At 62.3% G+C, this 14834-nt stretch carries 14 protein-coding genes; 7 read left to right on the top strand and 7 right to left on the bottom strand.

The window, feature by feature from the left end; genetic code table 11:
* The first annotated feature begins 175 nt into the window (after positions 1–175).
* The 5 genes from bhcA to LCF59_RS09440 all read left to right on the top strand — a co-directional run bounded on the left by bhcA (position 176) and on the right by LCF59_RS09440 (position 4990).
* The gene (gene bhcA, locus LCF59_RS09460) at positions 176–1369 is read left to right on the top strand and encodes an L-aspartate--glyoxylate aminotransferase BhcA (protein ID WP_292287222.1); all 1194 of its coding nucleotides are present in this window, start codon (positions 176–178) and stop codon (positions 1367–1369) included.
* Positions 1366–2337, top strand: a complete 972-nt coding sequence (gene bhcB / locus LCF59_RS09455; RefSeq protein WP_292287221.1) for a beta-hydroxyaspartate dehydratase BhcB — start codon at positions 1366–1368, stop codon at positions 2335–2337. The genes bhcA and bhcB overlap by 4 nt, the downstream gene beginning before the upstream one ends.
* A gap of 72 nt (positions 2338–2409) precedes the next feature.
* Positions 2410–3573, top strand: coding sequence for a 3-hydroxy-D-aspartate aldolase BhcC (gene bhcC, locus LCF59_RS09450; RefSeq protein WP_292287220.1), 1164 nt, complete (start codon positions 2410–2412; stop codon positions 3571–3573).
* A 128-nt stretch (positions 3574–3701) separates the two neighbouring features.
* Complete coding sequence (gene bhcD / locus LCF59_RS09445; RefSeq protein ID WP_292287219.1) at positions 3702–4667, top strand: iminosuccinate reductase BhcD; 966 nt, start codon at positions 3702–3704, stop codon at positions 4665–4667.
* 119 nt (positions 4668–4786) lie between these two features.
* On the top strand, positions 4787–4990 hold the full coding sequence (locus LCF59_RS09440) for a dodecin family protein (RefSeq protein WP_292287218.1): 204 nt from the start codon (positions 4787–4789) through the stop codon (positions 4988–4990).
* Positions 4991–5119: 129 nt separating this feature from the next.
* Here the strand turns inward: LCF59_RS09440 and LCF59_RS09435 are convergent, their stop codons facing one another.
* The 4 genes from LCF59_RS09435 to puuE all read right to left on the bottom strand — a co-directional run bounded on the left by LCF59_RS09435 (position 5120) and on the right by puuE (position 9455).
* Positions 5120–5887, bottom strand: coding sequence for a PRC-barrel domain-containing protein (locus LCF59_RS09435; protein ID WP_292287217.1), 768 nt, complete (start codon positions 5885–5887; stop codon positions 5120–5122).
* Positions 5888–6055: 168 nt separating this feature from the next.
* Positions 6056–7492, bottom strand: coding sequence for a nucleobase:cation symporter-2 family protein (locus LCF59_RS09430; RefSeq protein WP_292287216.1), 1437 nt, complete (start codon positions 7490–7492; stop codon positions 6056–6058).
* 62 nt (positions 7493–7554) lie between these two features.
* Complete coding sequence (locus LCF59_RS09425) at positions 7555–8046, bottom strand: ureidoglycolate lyase (protein ID WP_292287215.1); 492 nt, start codon at positions 8044–8046, stop codon at positions 7555–7557.
* A complete protein-coding gene (gene puuE / locus LCF59_RS09420) occupies positions 8043–9455 on the bottom strand; it encodes an allantoinase PuuE (protein ID WP_292287214.1) in 1413 nt (470 codons plus the stop codon). Before puuE ends, LCF59_RS09425 begins: the two co-directional genes overlap by 4 nt.
* 148 nt (positions 9456–9603) lie before the next feature.
* On the opposite strand from puuE, the gene uraH reads away from it, so the two are divergent.
* Entirely contained in the window at positions 9604–9960 is a 357-nt protein-coding gene (gene uraH / locus LCF59_RS09415; protein ID WP_292287213.1) for a hydroxyisourate hydrolase, read from the top strand.
* A 56-nt stretch (positions 9961–10016) separates the two neighbouring features.
* Here uraH and LCF59_RS09410 read toward each other — a convergent pair whose 3' ends face one another.
* On the bottom strand, positions 10017–10925 hold the full coding sequence (locus LCF59_RS09410; protein WP_292287212.1) for a LysR family transcriptional regulator: 909 nt from the start codon (positions 10923–10925) through the stop codon (positions 10017–10019).
* A gap of 100 nt (positions 10926–11025) precedes the next feature.
* On the opposite strand from LCF59_RS09410, the gene LCF59_RS09405 reads away from it, so the two are divergent.
* Positions 11026–12252, top strand: a complete 1227-nt coding sequence (locus tag LCF59_RS09405; protein WP_292287211.1) for a urate hydroxylase PuuD — start codon at positions 11026–11028, stop codon at positions 12250–12252.
* A gap of 54 nt (positions 12253–12306) precedes the next feature.
* Here the strand turns inward: LCF59_RS09405 and LCF59_RS09400 are convergent, their stop codons facing one another.
* Positions 12307–13452 (bottom strand): iron-containing alcohol dehydrogenase, encoded by a 1146-nt coding sequence (locus tag LCF59_RS09400; protein WP_292287210.1) that lies wholly within the window; start codon positions 13450–13452, stop codon positions 12307–12309.
* 4 nt (positions 13453–13456) lie between these two features.
* Positions 13457–14833: an aldehyde dehydrogenase family protein gene (locus tag LCF59_RS09395; protein ID WP_292287209.1), complete on the bottom strand. Its 1377-nt coding sequence runs from the start codon at positions 14831–14833 to the stop codon at positions 13457–13459.
* Position 14834 lies beyond the last annotated feature (1 nt).

The following is a 14834-nucleotide window of genomic DNA, read 5'->3' as shown; positions in this document are numbered from 1 at the left end:
GGAAGGCACGCCTTTGCACCTTGCCAGTTTTAGAAATATATTTGTGCAATGTGAAAAATACAAACCATTGAATTATATTAATTTTTTGAAATTCCAGATTGTGAAAAATATTTTCGAAAAAATTGTAACGCAAACAAGCTGCGCGTAATCTGCCAATAATTGGAGGAGAAACGCCATGAGTTTCCAGAACCCCGTGTTCATACCCGGCCCGACCAACATCCCGGAGTCACTGCGTAAGGCATGTGACATGCCGACCATCGATCACCGGTCGCCGCTGTTCGGTCAGATCCTGCACCCCGCCCGCAAGGCGGTTCAGACGATCCTGAAAAGCACCAGCGCCGAGGTCTTCATCTTCCCGGCCTCGGGCACGGGCGGCTGGGAAACGGCGCTGACCAATACACTTTGCGCAGGGGACAGCGTGCTGGTGGCGCGCAACGGCATGTTCTCGCATCGCTGGATCGACATGTGCCAGCGCTTTGGCCTTGACGTGCAGATTGTCGATGTGCCCTGGGGGCAGGGCATTCCGGCGGACCGCTATGAAGAGATCCTGACTGCCGACACGGCACACAGGATCAAGGCGGTTCTGGCCACGCATAACGAAACGGCCACGGGCGTGAAATCCGACATCGCGGCCGTGCGTCGTGCCATGGACGCGGCGACCCACCCTGCTCTGCTCTTTGTCGACGGGGTGTCATCGATTGCCTCCATGGACTTTCGGTTCGATGACTGGGGTGTTGATGTCGCCGTGACCGGGTCGCAGAAAGGCTTCATGCTGCCTTCAGGGCTGGCCATTGTCGGCTTCAGCGACAAGGCAATGGCGGCAACCCAAACTGCCGGACTGCACCGCACCTTTTTTGACGTGCAGGACATGGTGAAAGGCTATGCCAACAACGCCTATCCCTACACGCCGCCAGTCGGCCTGATGAATGGCCTGAACGAAGCCTGCCGGATGTTGCAGGCCGAGGGGCTGGAAAACGTGTTTGCCCGCCACAGCCGGATCGCGTCGGGTGTCCGTGCGGCTGTCGATGCCTGGGGGCTGACGTTGTGCGCCGAAACGCCGGATCTCTATTCCGACACGGTGTCGGCGATCCGCACACCCGAAGGCGTCAACGCCACAGACATCGTCACCCATGCCGCCGAAACCTATGGCGTGGCCTTTGGTGTTGGTCTGGGCGAGGTTGCGGGCAAGGTGTTCCGGATTGGCCACCTGGGCAGCCTCACCGACGTGATGGCGCTGTCGGGGATCGCAACTGCCGAGATGTGCATGGTCGATCTTGGCCTGGACATCAAGCTGGGGTCAGGCGTTGCGGCGGCGCAGGAATTCTACCGCCACGGGTCGACGATCGAACAGAAGGTGGCGGCACAATGAAGGACTTGGGCATGATTATCCCCACCTACGAGGACATGCTGGTTGCGCATGAGCGGATCAAGCCGCATATCAACCGCACGCCCGTGATGCAGTCGGCCTATCTCAACGACCTCACCGGTGCGCAGATCTTCTTCAAATGCGAGAACTTCCAAGAGCCGGGGGCCTTCAAGGTACGTGGCGGCTCGAACGCCGTGTTCGGGCTGAGCGAGGAGTTGGCGGGCAAGGGTGTCTGCACCCATTCGTCCGGCAACCACGCCTTGTGCCTGTCCTATGCCGCCGGTCGCCGGGGCATCCCGTGCAACGTCGTCATGCCGCGCACGGCCCCCCAGGCCAAGAAGGACGCGGTGCGCCGCTATGGCGGGACGATCACCGAATCCGAGCCGTCGACCACGTCGCGCGAAGAGGTGTTCGCGAAAGTGCAGGCCGAGACCGGGGGAGAGTTCGTCCACCCCTACAACGATCCGCGCGTGATTGCCGGTCAGGGCACCTGTTCCAAGGAATTCATGGAACAGACCGACGGTCTGGACATGATGCTGGCACCGATCGGCGGCGGCGGCATGATCTCGGGCACTTGCCTGACGTTGTCGACATTGGCCCCCGAGGTGAAGATCATCGCGGCGGAACCCGAACAGGCGGATGACGCCTATCGCAGCTTCAAGGCGGGGCACATCATCGCTGATGACGCGCCGGAGACCATTGCAGACGGGCTCAAGGTGCCTCTCAAGGACCTGACCTGGCATTTCGTGTCGAACCACGTATCCGAGATCTACACCGCGTCGGAGCAAGAGATCATCGACGCTATGAAGATGACCTGGAAATACCTGCGCATCGTGATGGAGCCGTCCTGCGCCGTGCCGCTGGCGGTGATGCTCAAGAACAAGGACGCGTTCGCGGGCAAGCGCGTGGGCGTCATCGTGACTGGGGGCAACGTGGATCTGGACAAATTGCCGTGGATGACAGGTGCCTGAGATCACCCGGCCTACCGCAGACATCTTAGGGTGTGTGCTTGCACGCACCGCCCGCGCAACAGGAGAGACCCAATGAAAGACATGACCGTTTTCGACGATTACGAAGTGGGCTTCGACATCCCGGCCAAGCCGGGCATGGCCGAGGCGGATGTGCAGACACCGGCGCTGGTGCTCGATCTTGACGCGCTGGAGCGCAATATCAAGAAGATGGGCGATTATGCCAAGGCGCATGGCATGCGTCACCGCGTACACGGCAAGATGCACAAGTCGGTGGACGTGGCGCTTTTGCAGGTCGAGCGGGGCGGTGCCTGTGGTGTCTGCTGTCAGAAAGTGTCCGAGGCCGAGGTGTTCGCCCGTGGCGGTATCACCGATGTGCTGGTGTCGAACCAGGTGCGCGATCCCGCCAAGATCGACCGCCTGGCGCGGATGCCCAAGCTGGGCGCGCGGACGATCTGTTGTGTGGATGACCTGGCCAATGTGGCCGACCTGTCGGCTGCTGCCGTCAAGCATGGCACCCAGATCGAATGCCTGGTCGAAATCGACTGCGGCGCTGGGCGGTGCGGTGTGACGACAACGCCTGCGGTGGTCGAGCTTGCCAAGGCGATCGACGCGGCAGAGGGGCTCAAGTTCGCGGGCATCCAGGCCTATCAGGGCGCGATGCAGCACATGGACAGCTATGACGAGCGCAAGGCCAAGATCGCGGTTGCGGTGGCGCAGGTGAAAGATGCGGTCGATACGCTGAAGGCCGATGGCATCGCATGCGACATCGTCGGCGGTGGCGGTACGGGGTCGTATTATTTCGAGTCGAACTCGGGTGTCTATAACGAGCTTCAGTGCGGGTCCTACGCGTTCATGGATGCGGATTACGGGCGTATCCTTGACAAGGACGGCAAGCGCATCGACCAGGGTGAATGGGAAAACGCGCTGTTCATCCTGACCTCGGTGATGAGCCACGCGAAGGCGGACAAGGCCATCGTGGATGCCGGTCTCAAGGCGCAATCCGTGGACAGCGGCCTGCCGGTGATCTTTGGCCGGGACGACGTGGAATATGTCAAATGCTCGGACGAGCATGGCGTCGTTGCGGACCCGCAGGGGGTGCTCAAGGTCAATGACAAGCTCAAGCTGGTTCCCGGCCATTGCGACCCGACCTGCAACGTGCACGACTGGTATGTCGGTGTGCGCGATGGCGTGGTGGAAACCGTCTGGCCGGTGTCGGCCCGGGGGCGCGCATACTGATTTCGCCGCGCTGACGCGCGTCGACTGGCTGGGGGCTCTGCCCCCAGACCCCCGGGATATTTTTGAAACAAAGAAGCATTATGCGGCGCGTTACGGGGATGGCGCGCCGTTTTCGCGAGGGAGAGACCATGTATATTGTTCCGGAAGACCGGATTGCCGATCTGGTGTCGCGCGAGGCCGCGTTCGAGGCGGTCGAACAGGTATTTGCCGCGATGGCATCCGGCGATGCGTACAATTTTCCCGTGGTGCGCGAAGCGGTTGGCCACGAGGATGCGCTTTATGGCTTCAAGGGCGGGTTCGACCGCGCGGGCGGATCGCTGGGCCTGAAAGCCGGCGGCTACTGGCCGCACAACCTTGAGAAGCGCGGGTTGATCAACCACCAGTCGACGGTGTTCCTGTTCGATCCGGACACGGGCCGCGTGCATGCGATGGTGGGTGGTAACCTGTTGACCGCGCTGCGCACGGCGGCGGCCTCATCGGTGTCGATCAAGCACCTGGCGCGGCCGGATGCCAAGGTCATGGGCATGGTTGGTGCGGGCCATCAGGCGACGTTCCAGCTGCGTGCAGCATTGGAGCAGCGGTCCTTCGAGAAGGTGATCGGCTGGAATTACCACCCCGAGATGCTGCCCAATATCGAGACGGTCGCGAATGAGGCCGGTGTGCCCTTCGAGGCGGTGGACCTGCCGGGGTTGAGGCAAGCAGATGTGATCATCTCGATCACCTCGGCTTTCGCGCCGTCGCTGATGGCGGATCATGTCAGCCCGGGCACGCATCTGGCCTGCATGGGCACCGATACCAAGGGCAAGCAGGAGGTCGAGGCGGCGCTTCTGGCGCGGGCCAGTGTCTTCACCGACGAGGTGGCGCAGTCGGTCTCCATCGGCGAGGCGCAGCACGCGGTGGCGACCGGGCTGATCGCGGAGTCGGATGTGACCGAGATCGGGGCGGTGATAAACGAGGCGCACCCCGGTCGCCTGTCGGACAGCGATATCACGCTGTTCGATGGCACCGGCGTGGGGCTGCAGGACCTGGCCGTTGCGTCGAAGGTTGTTGGATTGGCGATTGAGCGTGGCGTCGCGATCGAGGTGGATTTCTGAATTTGACCCCCCGCCGGTTCCTCCATCTTAGGCGGCCGTCCGGACTGCGCCGGGCGAATTACGGAACGTGTTCCCGGTCTGTGTGTTGACACGCTACATGAAACCAAAAGGAGGATATCATGTCGGTCGCACGTGTAACTGAAATTTCAGCGACATCGCCCAACAGTTTTGACGACGCCACCAAGCTGGGGATCGAGCGCGCATCGAAGACCTTGCGCGGGCTCAAGAGTGCTTGGATCAAGGATCAGAACGTGATGATCGAAAACGGCAAGGTCACCGAATTCAAGGTGAACCTCTCCGTGACCTTTGTTCTGGATGATTGACCCTGTCCCGCACGCGACATGAACACGAAAAAAGGCCCCCGGACCGGATGGTGCGGGGGCCTTTTGTCGGAGCGGCCGTTTGATCGGTCGTGCCGATCCCGGCCGGACTGTGGACGCGGATTCCAGGGGTTATTCAGCGCGCGACTGAAGTTGTGTGTAATCGAAGCTCTCGATCGTATCGATCTCGGACTGATCATATGGCATCTGGTAGCGCGGCCCCATGCGCGGCGATCCACGGCCGTATTGATAGGGATAGGCGTAATAGCCGCTGCGTCCGTAGCTGGCCGCGTCCGAAACAACGGCAGAGATCCTGCCATCCTGCACGATGAGATCCGCGACATAGCCGTATTGCACCCCATCCGAGAGATAGGCGTAATCCCCGATCAGATCGGTGGCCTTGAAGACGCTTTCACCGGCTACAAGATCGTCATCGACGACATTGGTATCAGACGCGTCGCTCTCGGCGACCATGGCATCGCCTTCCGTGGCGCCGAAGATATCGAAATCGTCGACCTCCTCTTCCGTCACCGGGACCTGTGCCTGCGAGAGATCGTCCCCGACCGAGACGTCGTCCCATGGAACAAAGACATGCGTGTCGCCGATATCCCAGAACCCCCCGACCTGCGCGACAATGCCAAGCACCTCGCCGTTATTGCGGAAGATCACGTTTTCGACGTCGCCGATAACCTCGTCTCCGGGGCCCGTGACATCGGTCACGTTGAACATGTTCTCAACGCTCCAGCCGTCTTCATAGAGGGGGGCGTAGGTCCAGGTCGCCAGGACCTGAACGGAGTCGCCGTCGGAGTCCTGGTTTTCGCTGTCCTGTGCAAAAGCTGGGATGGCGGCCACGAGGGTGATCGCGGTGGCCGTGCGGGCTGCGGTCGTGAAATAGGTCATGTTGGTCTCCTTTGCCGTTCGTGATTCAATCTCACTCACGGCGGAGAAACGCCGCCGGACCTGTTTCGTTCCGGCACCACGGGTCCCGCGCAAGCTGGGCGGGGTCCACGAACAAGACCCCCGGCGCGGGGCGCCGGGGGTCTTTCGGGTGGATTTCCCCTGACCGGATCAGACGTTGGCGGCGGACGCGTCTGTCTTGCCTTTCAGGCCCGTGCCATGGCCGGCCATGCCGCCCGAGACTTCCTCTGTGGATTCTCCGGCAAGCTCTTGTGGCAGGACGAGGTTCAGCACGATGGCGATCAGGGCGGCGGGCAGGATGCCGCTGGTGGCGAGCACCCGGAGCGTCTGCGGCAGGTATTGCAGCGCGTTCGGTTCAAGCTGAAGCCCAAGACCCAGCGACAGGGAGATCGCGAAGATCACCATGTTGCGGCGGTTCCAGTTCACATCGGACAGCATCGAGATGCCAGCCGCGACGACCATGCCGAACATGACGATCACGCCGCCGCCCAGCACTTCGATGGGGACCGACGAGATCACCGCGCCGACCTTGGGCACAAGCCCGCAGAGGATCAGGAAGACGGCACCGATGGTGACGACACCCCGGCTCATCACACCGGTCATGGCGATCAGGCCGACATTCTGGCTGAACGACGTGTTCGGCAAGGCCCCGAAGAGGCCCGACACGGCTGTTCCGATCCCGTCTGCATAGGTCGCGCCCTGGATTTCCGTGTCGGTCGCCTCGCGTCCCGCGCCGCCCTTGGTGATGCCGCTGACGTCACCCACGGTTTCGACGGCCGAGACGAAGGACATCAGGCAAAAGCCGATGACCGCGGCCACGGTGAATTCGAGTCCGAAATGCAGCGGGTTGGGCAGGGCAAAGGGAGCGGCGGTGGCGACGTTGCCGAGGCTGACCTCTCCCATGAGGAAGGCGGCCGCGTAGCCGACGAGCAGGCCGATCAGGACAGCAGAGACCGAGAGCATGCCTTTGGTGAAGAACTTGAGGCCAAGCGTGACAAGGATCACGATCCCCGCCATCGTCCAATTGCGCAGCGAGCCGTATTCCGGTTGATCCATCGCTGGAACACCGCCTGCCGCGTACTGGATGCCCACCTGGACCAGCGCGAGGCCGATCATCGTGACCACGAGCCCAGTCACCAGAGGCGGCAGGGCAAAGCGCAGTTTGCCGATGAAAAGGCCGAGCACCGCGTGGAAGAGACCACCGGCGACAATGCCGCCCATCAGCACCGCTATGGCGTCAACGCCCTTGCCCGCCACCAGCGGGATCATGATGGGGATGAAGGCAAAGCTGGTGCCCTGCACGATGGGCAGGCGTGAACCGACGGGACCGATGCCGATGGTCTGGATCAAGGTGGCGATGCCGGCAAAGAACATCGACATCTGGATCATGTAGATCATCTGCGGGAAATCGGCGCTGTCCGAGCCGAACCCGAAGCCCGCAGCACCGCAGACGATGATGGCCGGGGTGACATTGGAGACGAACATGGCCAGCACATGCTGGATGCCCAGTGGGACCGCCTTGACAAGCGGGGGTGTGTAATTCGGATCGCGGAGCTGCTCCGGCGTGCCGATGGATGCGTCTGACATGGTTCTCTCTCCCTCGTAACCAGTGGTTTTGCCGGGGCCCCTCCTCAAAGGCGTCCGGTTCGTTATCTGCCGTCGATCACCTCGCAGGGTGTGTCGAGCCAGTGTTCCTGCAGGTTGTCGCCCGCGCCAATGCGGTCGATCACGGCGAACAGGCCGGTCCCGGACAGGGGCGTCAGAACGCCGTGCCAGGTGTTGCGGTGGATGTTGATCGCCTGTCCCGCCTGGGTCAGGAAGGCGCGGGGCGTGCCGGGTCGGCCGCCGTCATCCGGCGCGACGATCACCAGGAAGGGATCGTGGCTCATCGGGACAAAGGCCTGGCTGCCCAGCGGGTGCCGTTCCATCATGTCCAGCCTGTAGGGCAGGCTGCGCAATTCGGCCTTGAACAGGCTGATCCCGGCGTGACCTTCGGCGAAATCGAGCGTTGCGCGGTCGTGATAGCGGCCGCACAGCCCTTGATTGATCAGCTTGTCCGGGTCGCCTGCGCAATCCAGCAGATCGCCGAAGGGGGCGAAGGCGTCGGCGGTCAGCGGGTCTGTGGTGATCTGCATCGTCATGCGCCCAGCTTTTCGATCAGGCGCAACTCGGCAATGCGTTCGACCTGTCGGCAGGCCTCGGCGAATTCGGTGTCGCGATCATTTTGAATACGGCGGTGAAAGGCGTCGAGGATCGTTGCCCTGGTGTTGTCCTTGACCGCGATGATGAAGGGAAAGCCGTGGCGCGCGACATAATCGGCGTTGAGCTTTTGAAAGGTCGCGCGTTCTTCGTCGGTCAGCATGTCGAGCCCGGCGCCCGCCTGTTCGGATGTGGAATCGGCTGTCAGCCGACCGGCAGAGGCAAGCTTTCCGGCGAGATCCGGGTGAGCGTTCAGCACGCCGAGCCGGTCTTCGTCAGACGCACTGCGGAACGCACGACAGAGCAGGCTGTGCACCCCGCGGGCCGTGTCGTGGGTCGGGCCGGTTTCGAAATCGCAGGCGCGGTCGGCAATCCAGGGCGAATGTTCGAAGATGTCGCCAAAGGCCGCCACGAAGTCCTCGCGCGTCATGTCAGAGGGGCGTTGCCCGGTCGGCGCGGGATGCTCGTTGGCCCAGTGCCGCGCGATCTGCTGGCGGGTGGCGAACCAGACGTCGGCATGGCCTGCCATGTAGTCGAGCGCGCGCTTCAAGGCGGCAGCGCGGCCGGGGCGTCCCATGATGCGGCAATGCAACCCGATCGACAGCATCTTGGGCGCCCCTTGGGCACCTTCGGCATAGAGGGTGTCGAAGCTGTCTTTCAGGTAGCTTTCGAACTGGTCGCCAGTAGTGAACCCCGCCTGGATGCCGAAGCGCATGTCGTTGCAATCCATGGTGTAGGGCATGATGAGCTGGTGCGTGTCGTCAAAGCGCGACCAATAGGGCAGGTCGTCGGCATAGCTGTCGGCGACGTAGTCGAACCCGCCGTGTTCCGCCACCAGCCTTAAGGTGTTGTTCGAACAGCGACCCGTGTACCAGCCCTTGGGTGGCGCGCCCACGACCTCGGTGTGCAGGCGGATCGCCTCGATGATCTGGGCGCGTTCCTCGTCCTCGGGCATGTCCTTGTGTTCGACCCACTTGAGGCCGTGCGAGGCGATTTCCCAGCCGGCGTCCTTCATCGCGGCCACCTGTTCGGGGGCGCGGGCCAGCGCGGTTGCGACGCCGTAGATCGTGATGGGCAGGTCCTGCATCATCCGGTGCAGACGCCAGAACCCGGCGCGGCTGCCGTATTCGTAGATCGATTCCATGTTCCAGTGCCGCATCCCCGGCCAGGGCTGCGCACCGGTGATTTCGGACAGGAACGCCTCGGAGGCGGCATCGCCATGCAGGATGTTGTTCTCGCCGCCCTCTTCGTAGTTGAGAACGATCTGAACGGCGATTTTCGCACCGCCCGGCCAATTGGCCTTGGGGGGAGTTGCGCCGTATCCTGTCATATCGCGGGGGTAGCGTTGCACGTGTGAATCCTCCTGAGTGGTCGTCGTTGTATTCCGAATAATACATTCCGTTTTTCAAGAAATCCCGAAAGGTGTCTCAAACGCGTTCCATTTGCGGTTTGGCCCGGTCTGGCTGCATAAAGAGGCATCGCATTACGAGGAGCGCGCAATGTCCGGTTATTTGACGACCCATGTTCTCGATACGGCGAAGGGATGCCCGGCAGCAGGTCTCAGGATTACGCTGTCCCGCGTGACGCAAGCGGGCACCGCACAGATCGCCGAGACCGTGACCAACGCGGACGGTCGCACCGACAGTCCGATCCTGCCCGCGGATGCGTTTCAAATTGGGACTTATGAACTGGTGTTCTTCGCGGGCGATTACCTGCGTGCCATGGGGCAGGCGGCGGACGAACCGCTGTTTCTTGACGAGGTGCCGATCCGCTTTGGCATGTCTGACGCAGAGGCGCATTACCACGTGCCACTGCTGCTGTCGCCGTTTGGGTATTCGACCTATCGGGGCAGCTAGGCGCGCGTTTCCGTCAACGGAACCCGTCAGGCGCGGTGGCGCATCTGCGCGCGGCCTCAGGCGTTCTTGATCACGTTGCCGATCTGCCCGATCACGAAATCCATGAACAGCCGGGTCTTGGGATCCTGTTTGCGCCGATGCGTGAACAGGCACGCCATCTGTACCGGCATCGGTGGCGTGGTCGTGGCCACAGGGATCAGCCGGCCCGTGCGCAGGTGGTCGGCCACTTCGAACTTTGGTTTGAGCACGATGCCATGCCCGGCAAGCGCCCAATCGGTGAGCACATCGCCATCATCGGATTCGAAGCGCCCGCGCACCTTGAAGCGTTTCGGACCGTCACGGGTTTGCAGGCGCCACTGGAATTCGGTTGCGCCGGGAAAACGCAGGTTCAGGCATTCGTGGTTCTGTGTAATCAGGTCCGCGCCGGACGCGGGCATGCCATTGGCCGCGATATAGTCCGGGGCCGCGCAGAGCAGCCGATCGACATCGGCAATCTTGCGGATCCGCAAGGTGCTGTCCTCGGGCTCCCCCAGAAAGAAGGCCAGATCCAGCCCTTCTGTGGTCAGGTCAACCTTGCGATCCGTCAGGCGCAACCGGACGGACACCTCGGGGTATTGGTCCAGAAAGGCAGACACCTGCGGTGCGATCAGCCGGCGGCCCACGCCCAGGGGGGCGGCCACGTAGATCGATCCGCGCGGGTTGTCGGTAATATCGACGACCTGCGCTTCGGCCACGTCCACCGCTTCCAGAACCTCGACCGCACCGGTATAGAACAGTCGCCCCTGTTCGGTGGGCGTCAGGTTGCGGGTGGTGCGCTGGAACAGGCGGACCGACAGGTGGTCCTCAAGCTGCGCAATACGTGTCGATGTGACGGCGGGTGAAATGCGCAAATCCCGACCGGCGGCGGACATGCTGCCCAATTCGTAGACACGAACAAAGGTTCTGATGTTGTCGAGATAGGACATTCTTCGCAGTTTTTTGATACAGCTTGGAGTTTGATTGGAATAGCAGAAGAATGCACCTGCCGCTAGTCTGGTGCAAACCCCCAAAGCCGGAGCCTTAGCCATGTATGATTTCGCCGTTCTGTGGGACTGGATCGCCTTCGCGGTGCGCTGGTTGCATGTCATCACCGCGATGGCGTGGATCGGGGCGTCGTTCTTTTTCATCGCGCTTGATCTGGGTCTGAAAAAGGTCGCCCATGCGCCGGCGGGTGTCTCTGGTGAGGAATGGCAGGTCCATGGCGGCGGGTTTTACCATATCCAGAAATACATGGTCGCACCCGAACACATGCCCGAACATCTGATCTGGCATAAATGGCAGAGCTATATCACCTGGGTGTCAGGTGCGGCGCTCTTGATGATCGTCTACTGGGTGGGCGGAGAGCTGTACCTGCTCGATCCGACCAAGGCCGAACTGGCGCTGTGGCAGGGGATCGCGATTTCGGCCTTGTCGCTGACCATTGGCTGGCTGCTCTATGACGCCCTGTGCAAATCTTCGCTTGGGGATCAACCGACGGTGCTGATGCTGATCCTGTTCGGCATTCTCGTGGTGATGGCCTGGGGCTATGACCAGGTGTTCACCGGGCGTGCGGCGCTGCTGCACCTGGGGGCATTCACGGCGACGATCATGACGGCCAACGTGTTCTTCATCATCATGCCGAACCAGCGGATTGTCGTGGATGACCTCAAGAACGGGCGCACGCCGGACCCGAAATACGGCAAGATCGCGAAGCTGCGGTCAACGCATAACAACTACCTGACGCTGCCGGTGATCTTCCTGATGCTGTCGAACCATTACCCGCTGGCCTTTGGCACGGAGTTCGCGTGGCTGATCGCCTCATTGGTCTTCCTGATGGGGGTGACGATCCGGCATTATTTCAACTCCATGCACGCGGGCAAGGGCCAGCCGAACTGGACCTGGGCGGCGACCGCGGTGATCTTTGTTTCGATCGCCTGGCTGTCGACGCTGGGTGGAACAGAGACCTATGACGAGGCAGCGGAGCGCCCGTTGACCGATTTCGAGATGCGCTTTGCCTCGGCCGAGGGGTTCGACGACGCCTATAACGCGGTGCAGGGAAATTGTTCGATGTGCCATGCCCGCGAGCCTTTGTGGGACGGCATCCGCTGGGCCCCCAAGGGCGTGTACCTTGAGACCGAAAGCGACGTGGCGCAGCATGCGGAAGAGATTTACCTGCAGGCGGGACGGTCCCACGCGATGCCGCCGCCGAACGCGATCCAGATGGATGCGGACGCGCGGGCGCAGATCGTGGCGTGGTATCAGGCGGTGGAGTGAGGGCGGGAGACTTTTCGAAAAGTCTCCCGCAATTCTTCGAAGAATTGCGCGCCCTTAGAAGACGGATTCGAATAGGGCGCGGGTATTGGCTTCGGTCATGGTGACCGGGTTGCCGCCTGTGGACGGGTCGTTGAGCGCGTCGCGCACCAGCACGTCGAGATCCGGGTCCGTGACGCCCAGATCGGTCAGCGTTTTCGGGATCGCGAAACTGTCGTTGAACTGATCGACAAAGGCGCAGAACCCGTCGAAGCCGCCGTCGATACCCAGATACCCCGCCGCGCGGTCGAAGCGGTCGCGGATGGCGTCTGCATTGAACTTGAGCACGGCGGGCATGCAGACCGCATTCGTTGTTCCATGATGCGTTTGGTGATGCGCGCCGATGGGGTGCGACAGCGCATGGATCGCACCCAGCCCCTTTTGGAAGGCGGTGGCCCCCATGGCGGCGGCGCTCATCATGTTGGCGCGCGCGTCGATATGTGACCCGTCCTTATAGGCAAGGGGCAGGTTTTCCACGACCAGCTTCATGCCTTCCAGCGCCATGCCCTGGCTCATCGGATGGTAATGCGGGCTGGAATAGGCCTCGACGCAATGGGCAAAGGCATCAAGCCCGGTGCCTGCGGTGATGAATTTGGGCATGCCCACGGTCAGTTCGGGGTCGCAGATCACCACGGCGGGGAGCATCTTGGGGTGGAAGATGATCTTTTTCTCGTGGGTTTCCGAATTTGTGATGACGCTGGCGCGGCCCACTTCGGAGCCGGTGCCCGCAGTTGTGGGCACGGCGACGATGGGGTGAATGCCGGCGGGATCCGCGCGGGTCCACCAGTCGCCGATGTCTTCGAAATCCCACAGCGGGCGGGACTGGCCGGCCATGAAGGCCAGCGTCTTGGCAAGGTCCAGACCCGACCCGCCGCCAAAGGCCACGACGCCGTCGAACCCGCCTTCGCGGTAGACGCGCAGACCCTCTTCGACGTTTTTCTCGTTCGGGTTGGGATCGACATCCGAAAACATCGCACGGCCCAGCCCGGCCTGTTCGATCAGGTTCAGGGTCTTGGTGGTGATCTCCATGTCCGCGAGACCCCGGTCGGTGACCAGAAGCGGCTTGGTGATCCCGGCGGCGAGGCAGGCCTCGGCGATTTCCGAGATGCGGCCTGCGCCAAAGCGGATGGCGGTGGGGTAGGACCAGTTTCCGGTGAGGCTCATGTCGTCACGCTTTCTTGAGATGGTAGGATTTGGGGCGTGTCAGAGCCTGATACGCCAGTTTCGACAGACCCTGCCCGCGACCTGTGTCCTTGCACCCGGTCCAGCAGAGCGCGGGGTCGAGGTAGTCGCAGCGGTTCATGAAGACGGTGCCGGTCTCGATCCGGTCCGCGATGGCTTCGACGGCATCGGCGTCCTTGGAAAAGATCGCGGCGGTCAGGCCGAATTGGCTGTCATTCATAAGCTTGACCGCCTCCTCGTCGTCCTTGACCGGCATGATGCCGATCACCGGGCCGAAGCTTTCGTCGCGCATGACGCGCATCTTGTGGGTGACATTGGTCAGGACTTGCGGGGTGAGATACGCGCCGCCATCGTCGGCAGGCATGGTGTCGATATGGGCCGTGGCGCCATCGGCCAGCGCCTCGTCTATCTGAGCGCGAACCTCGCGGGCAAAGCGCACGTTGGCCATCGGGCCCATCATCGTGTCGGGGTCCAGAGGGTTGCCCAGTTTCTGCGCGTTGACCCAGGCGACCGCCTTTTCGACAAACGCGTCATATAGGCTCTCGTGCACGTAGATGCGTTCGATTCCGCAGCAGCATTGCCCGGCGTTGAACATCGCGCCATCCATCAGCCCATCGACTGCCGCGTCGACATTGGCATCGGCACGGACATAGCCGGGGTCCTTGCCGCCAAGTTCGGTCGAGACCGGCGTGAAGGTGCCCGCCGCTGCGCGTTCCATCGCCTGACCGCCACCGACCGATCCGGTGAAGTTCACGAAATCGACCGCGCGGTCGGTGATCAGGGCAGAGGTGGTATCGTGGTCGAGCACGAGGTTCTGGAACACGTCTTCCGGCACGCCTGCGGCATGAAACGCCTCGGCCAGATGGTCGCCGACGGCGAGCGTCTGGGCGGCGTGCTTCAGGATCACGCTGTTGCCGGCGATCAGGGCCGGGGCGACGGTGTTGATGGCGGTCATATAGGGGTAGTTCCAGGGCGCGATCACCAGAACGGTGCCCCAGGGAACCCGCTTGATGACGCGGTGGGCGGTGGCGCTGTCCTCGATTTCCATCGGGGCGAGGCCCTCTTCGGCCACGTCCGCCATGTAGGTCAGGCGTTCGTCGAAGCCGCCATATTCGCCGCCGTAGCGGATCGGGCGGCCCATCTGGTGCGCCAGTTCGGTCGCCATGCGGTCGGTTTGCGTGCCAATGATCTCGCCGGCCTTGCGGACCAGCGCGATGCGTTCGGCCACCGGGCGCGCGGCCCAGTCGGCCTGGGCGTCGCGGGCGCGTTTCGCGGCGGCAAAGGCGGCGTCGCGGGGCAGTACATCGCGTGTGAGATAAACCGATCCGTCGATCGGGGAGATCAGGTCTTGGGTCTTGGTCATG

The sequence above is a fragment of the Marivita sp. genome (genome assembly GCF_020055675.1).
GTDB lineage: Bacteria > Pseudomonadota > Alphaproteobacteria > Rhodobacterales > Rhodobacteraceae > Marivita.
This window is presented reverse-complemented; position numbering and strand designations above follow the sequence as displayed.

Excerpts from the sequence above, each read along its gene's own strand:
- bhcA (WP_292287222.1), top strand. The coding sequence starts at position 176 with ATGAGTTTCCAGAACCCCGTGTTCATACCCGGCCCGACCAACATCCCG.
- bhcB (WP_292287221.1), top strand. The coding sequence starts at position 1,366 with ATGAAGGACTTGGGCATGATTATCCCCACCTACGAGGACATGCTGGTT.
- bhcC (WP_292287220.1), top strand. The coding sequence starts at position 2,410 with ATGAAAGACATGACCGTTTTCGACGATTACGAAGTGGGCTTCGACATC.
- bhcD (WP_292287219.1), top strand. The coding sequence starts at position 3,702 with ATGTATATTGTTCCGGAAGACCGGATTGCCGATCTGGTGTCGCGCGAG.
- LCF59_RS09440 (WP_292287218.1), top strand. The coding sequence starts at position 4,787 with ATGTCGGTCGCACGTGTAACTGAAATTTCAGCGACATCGCCCAACAGT.
- LCF59_RS09435 (WP_292287217.1), bottom strand. The coding sequence starts at position 5,887 with ATGACCTATTTCACGACCGCAGCCCGCACGGCCACCGCGATCACCCTC.
- LCF59_RS09430 (WP_292287216.1), bottom strand. The coding sequence starts at position 7,492 with ATGTCAGACGCATCCATCGGCACGCCGGAGCAGCTCCGCGATCCGAAT.
- LCF59_RS09425 (WP_292287215.1), bottom strand. The coding sequence starts at position 8,046 with ATGACGATGCAGATCACCACAGACCCGCTGACCGCCGACGCCTTCGCC.
- uraH (WP_292287213.1), top strand. The coding sequence starts at position 9,604 with ATGTCCGGTTATTTGACGACCCATGTTCTCGATACGGCGAAGGGATGC.
- LCF59_RS09410 (WP_292287212.1), bottom strand. The coding sequence starts at position 10,925 with ATGTCCTATCTCGACAACATCAGAACCTTTGTTCGTGTCTACGAATTG.
- LCF59_RS09405 (WP_292287211.1), top strand. The coding sequence starts at position 11,026 with ATGTATGATTTCGCCGTTCTGTGGGACTGGATCGCCTTCGCGGTGCGC.
- LCF59_RS09400 (WP_292287210.1), bottom strand. The coding sequence starts at position 13,452 with ATGAGCCTCACCGGAAACTGGTCCTACCCCACCGCCATCCGCTTTGGC.
- LCF59_RS09395 (WP_292287209.1), bottom strand. The coding sequence starts at position 14,833 with ATGACCAAGACCCAAGACCTGATCTCCCCGATCGACGGATCGGTTTAT.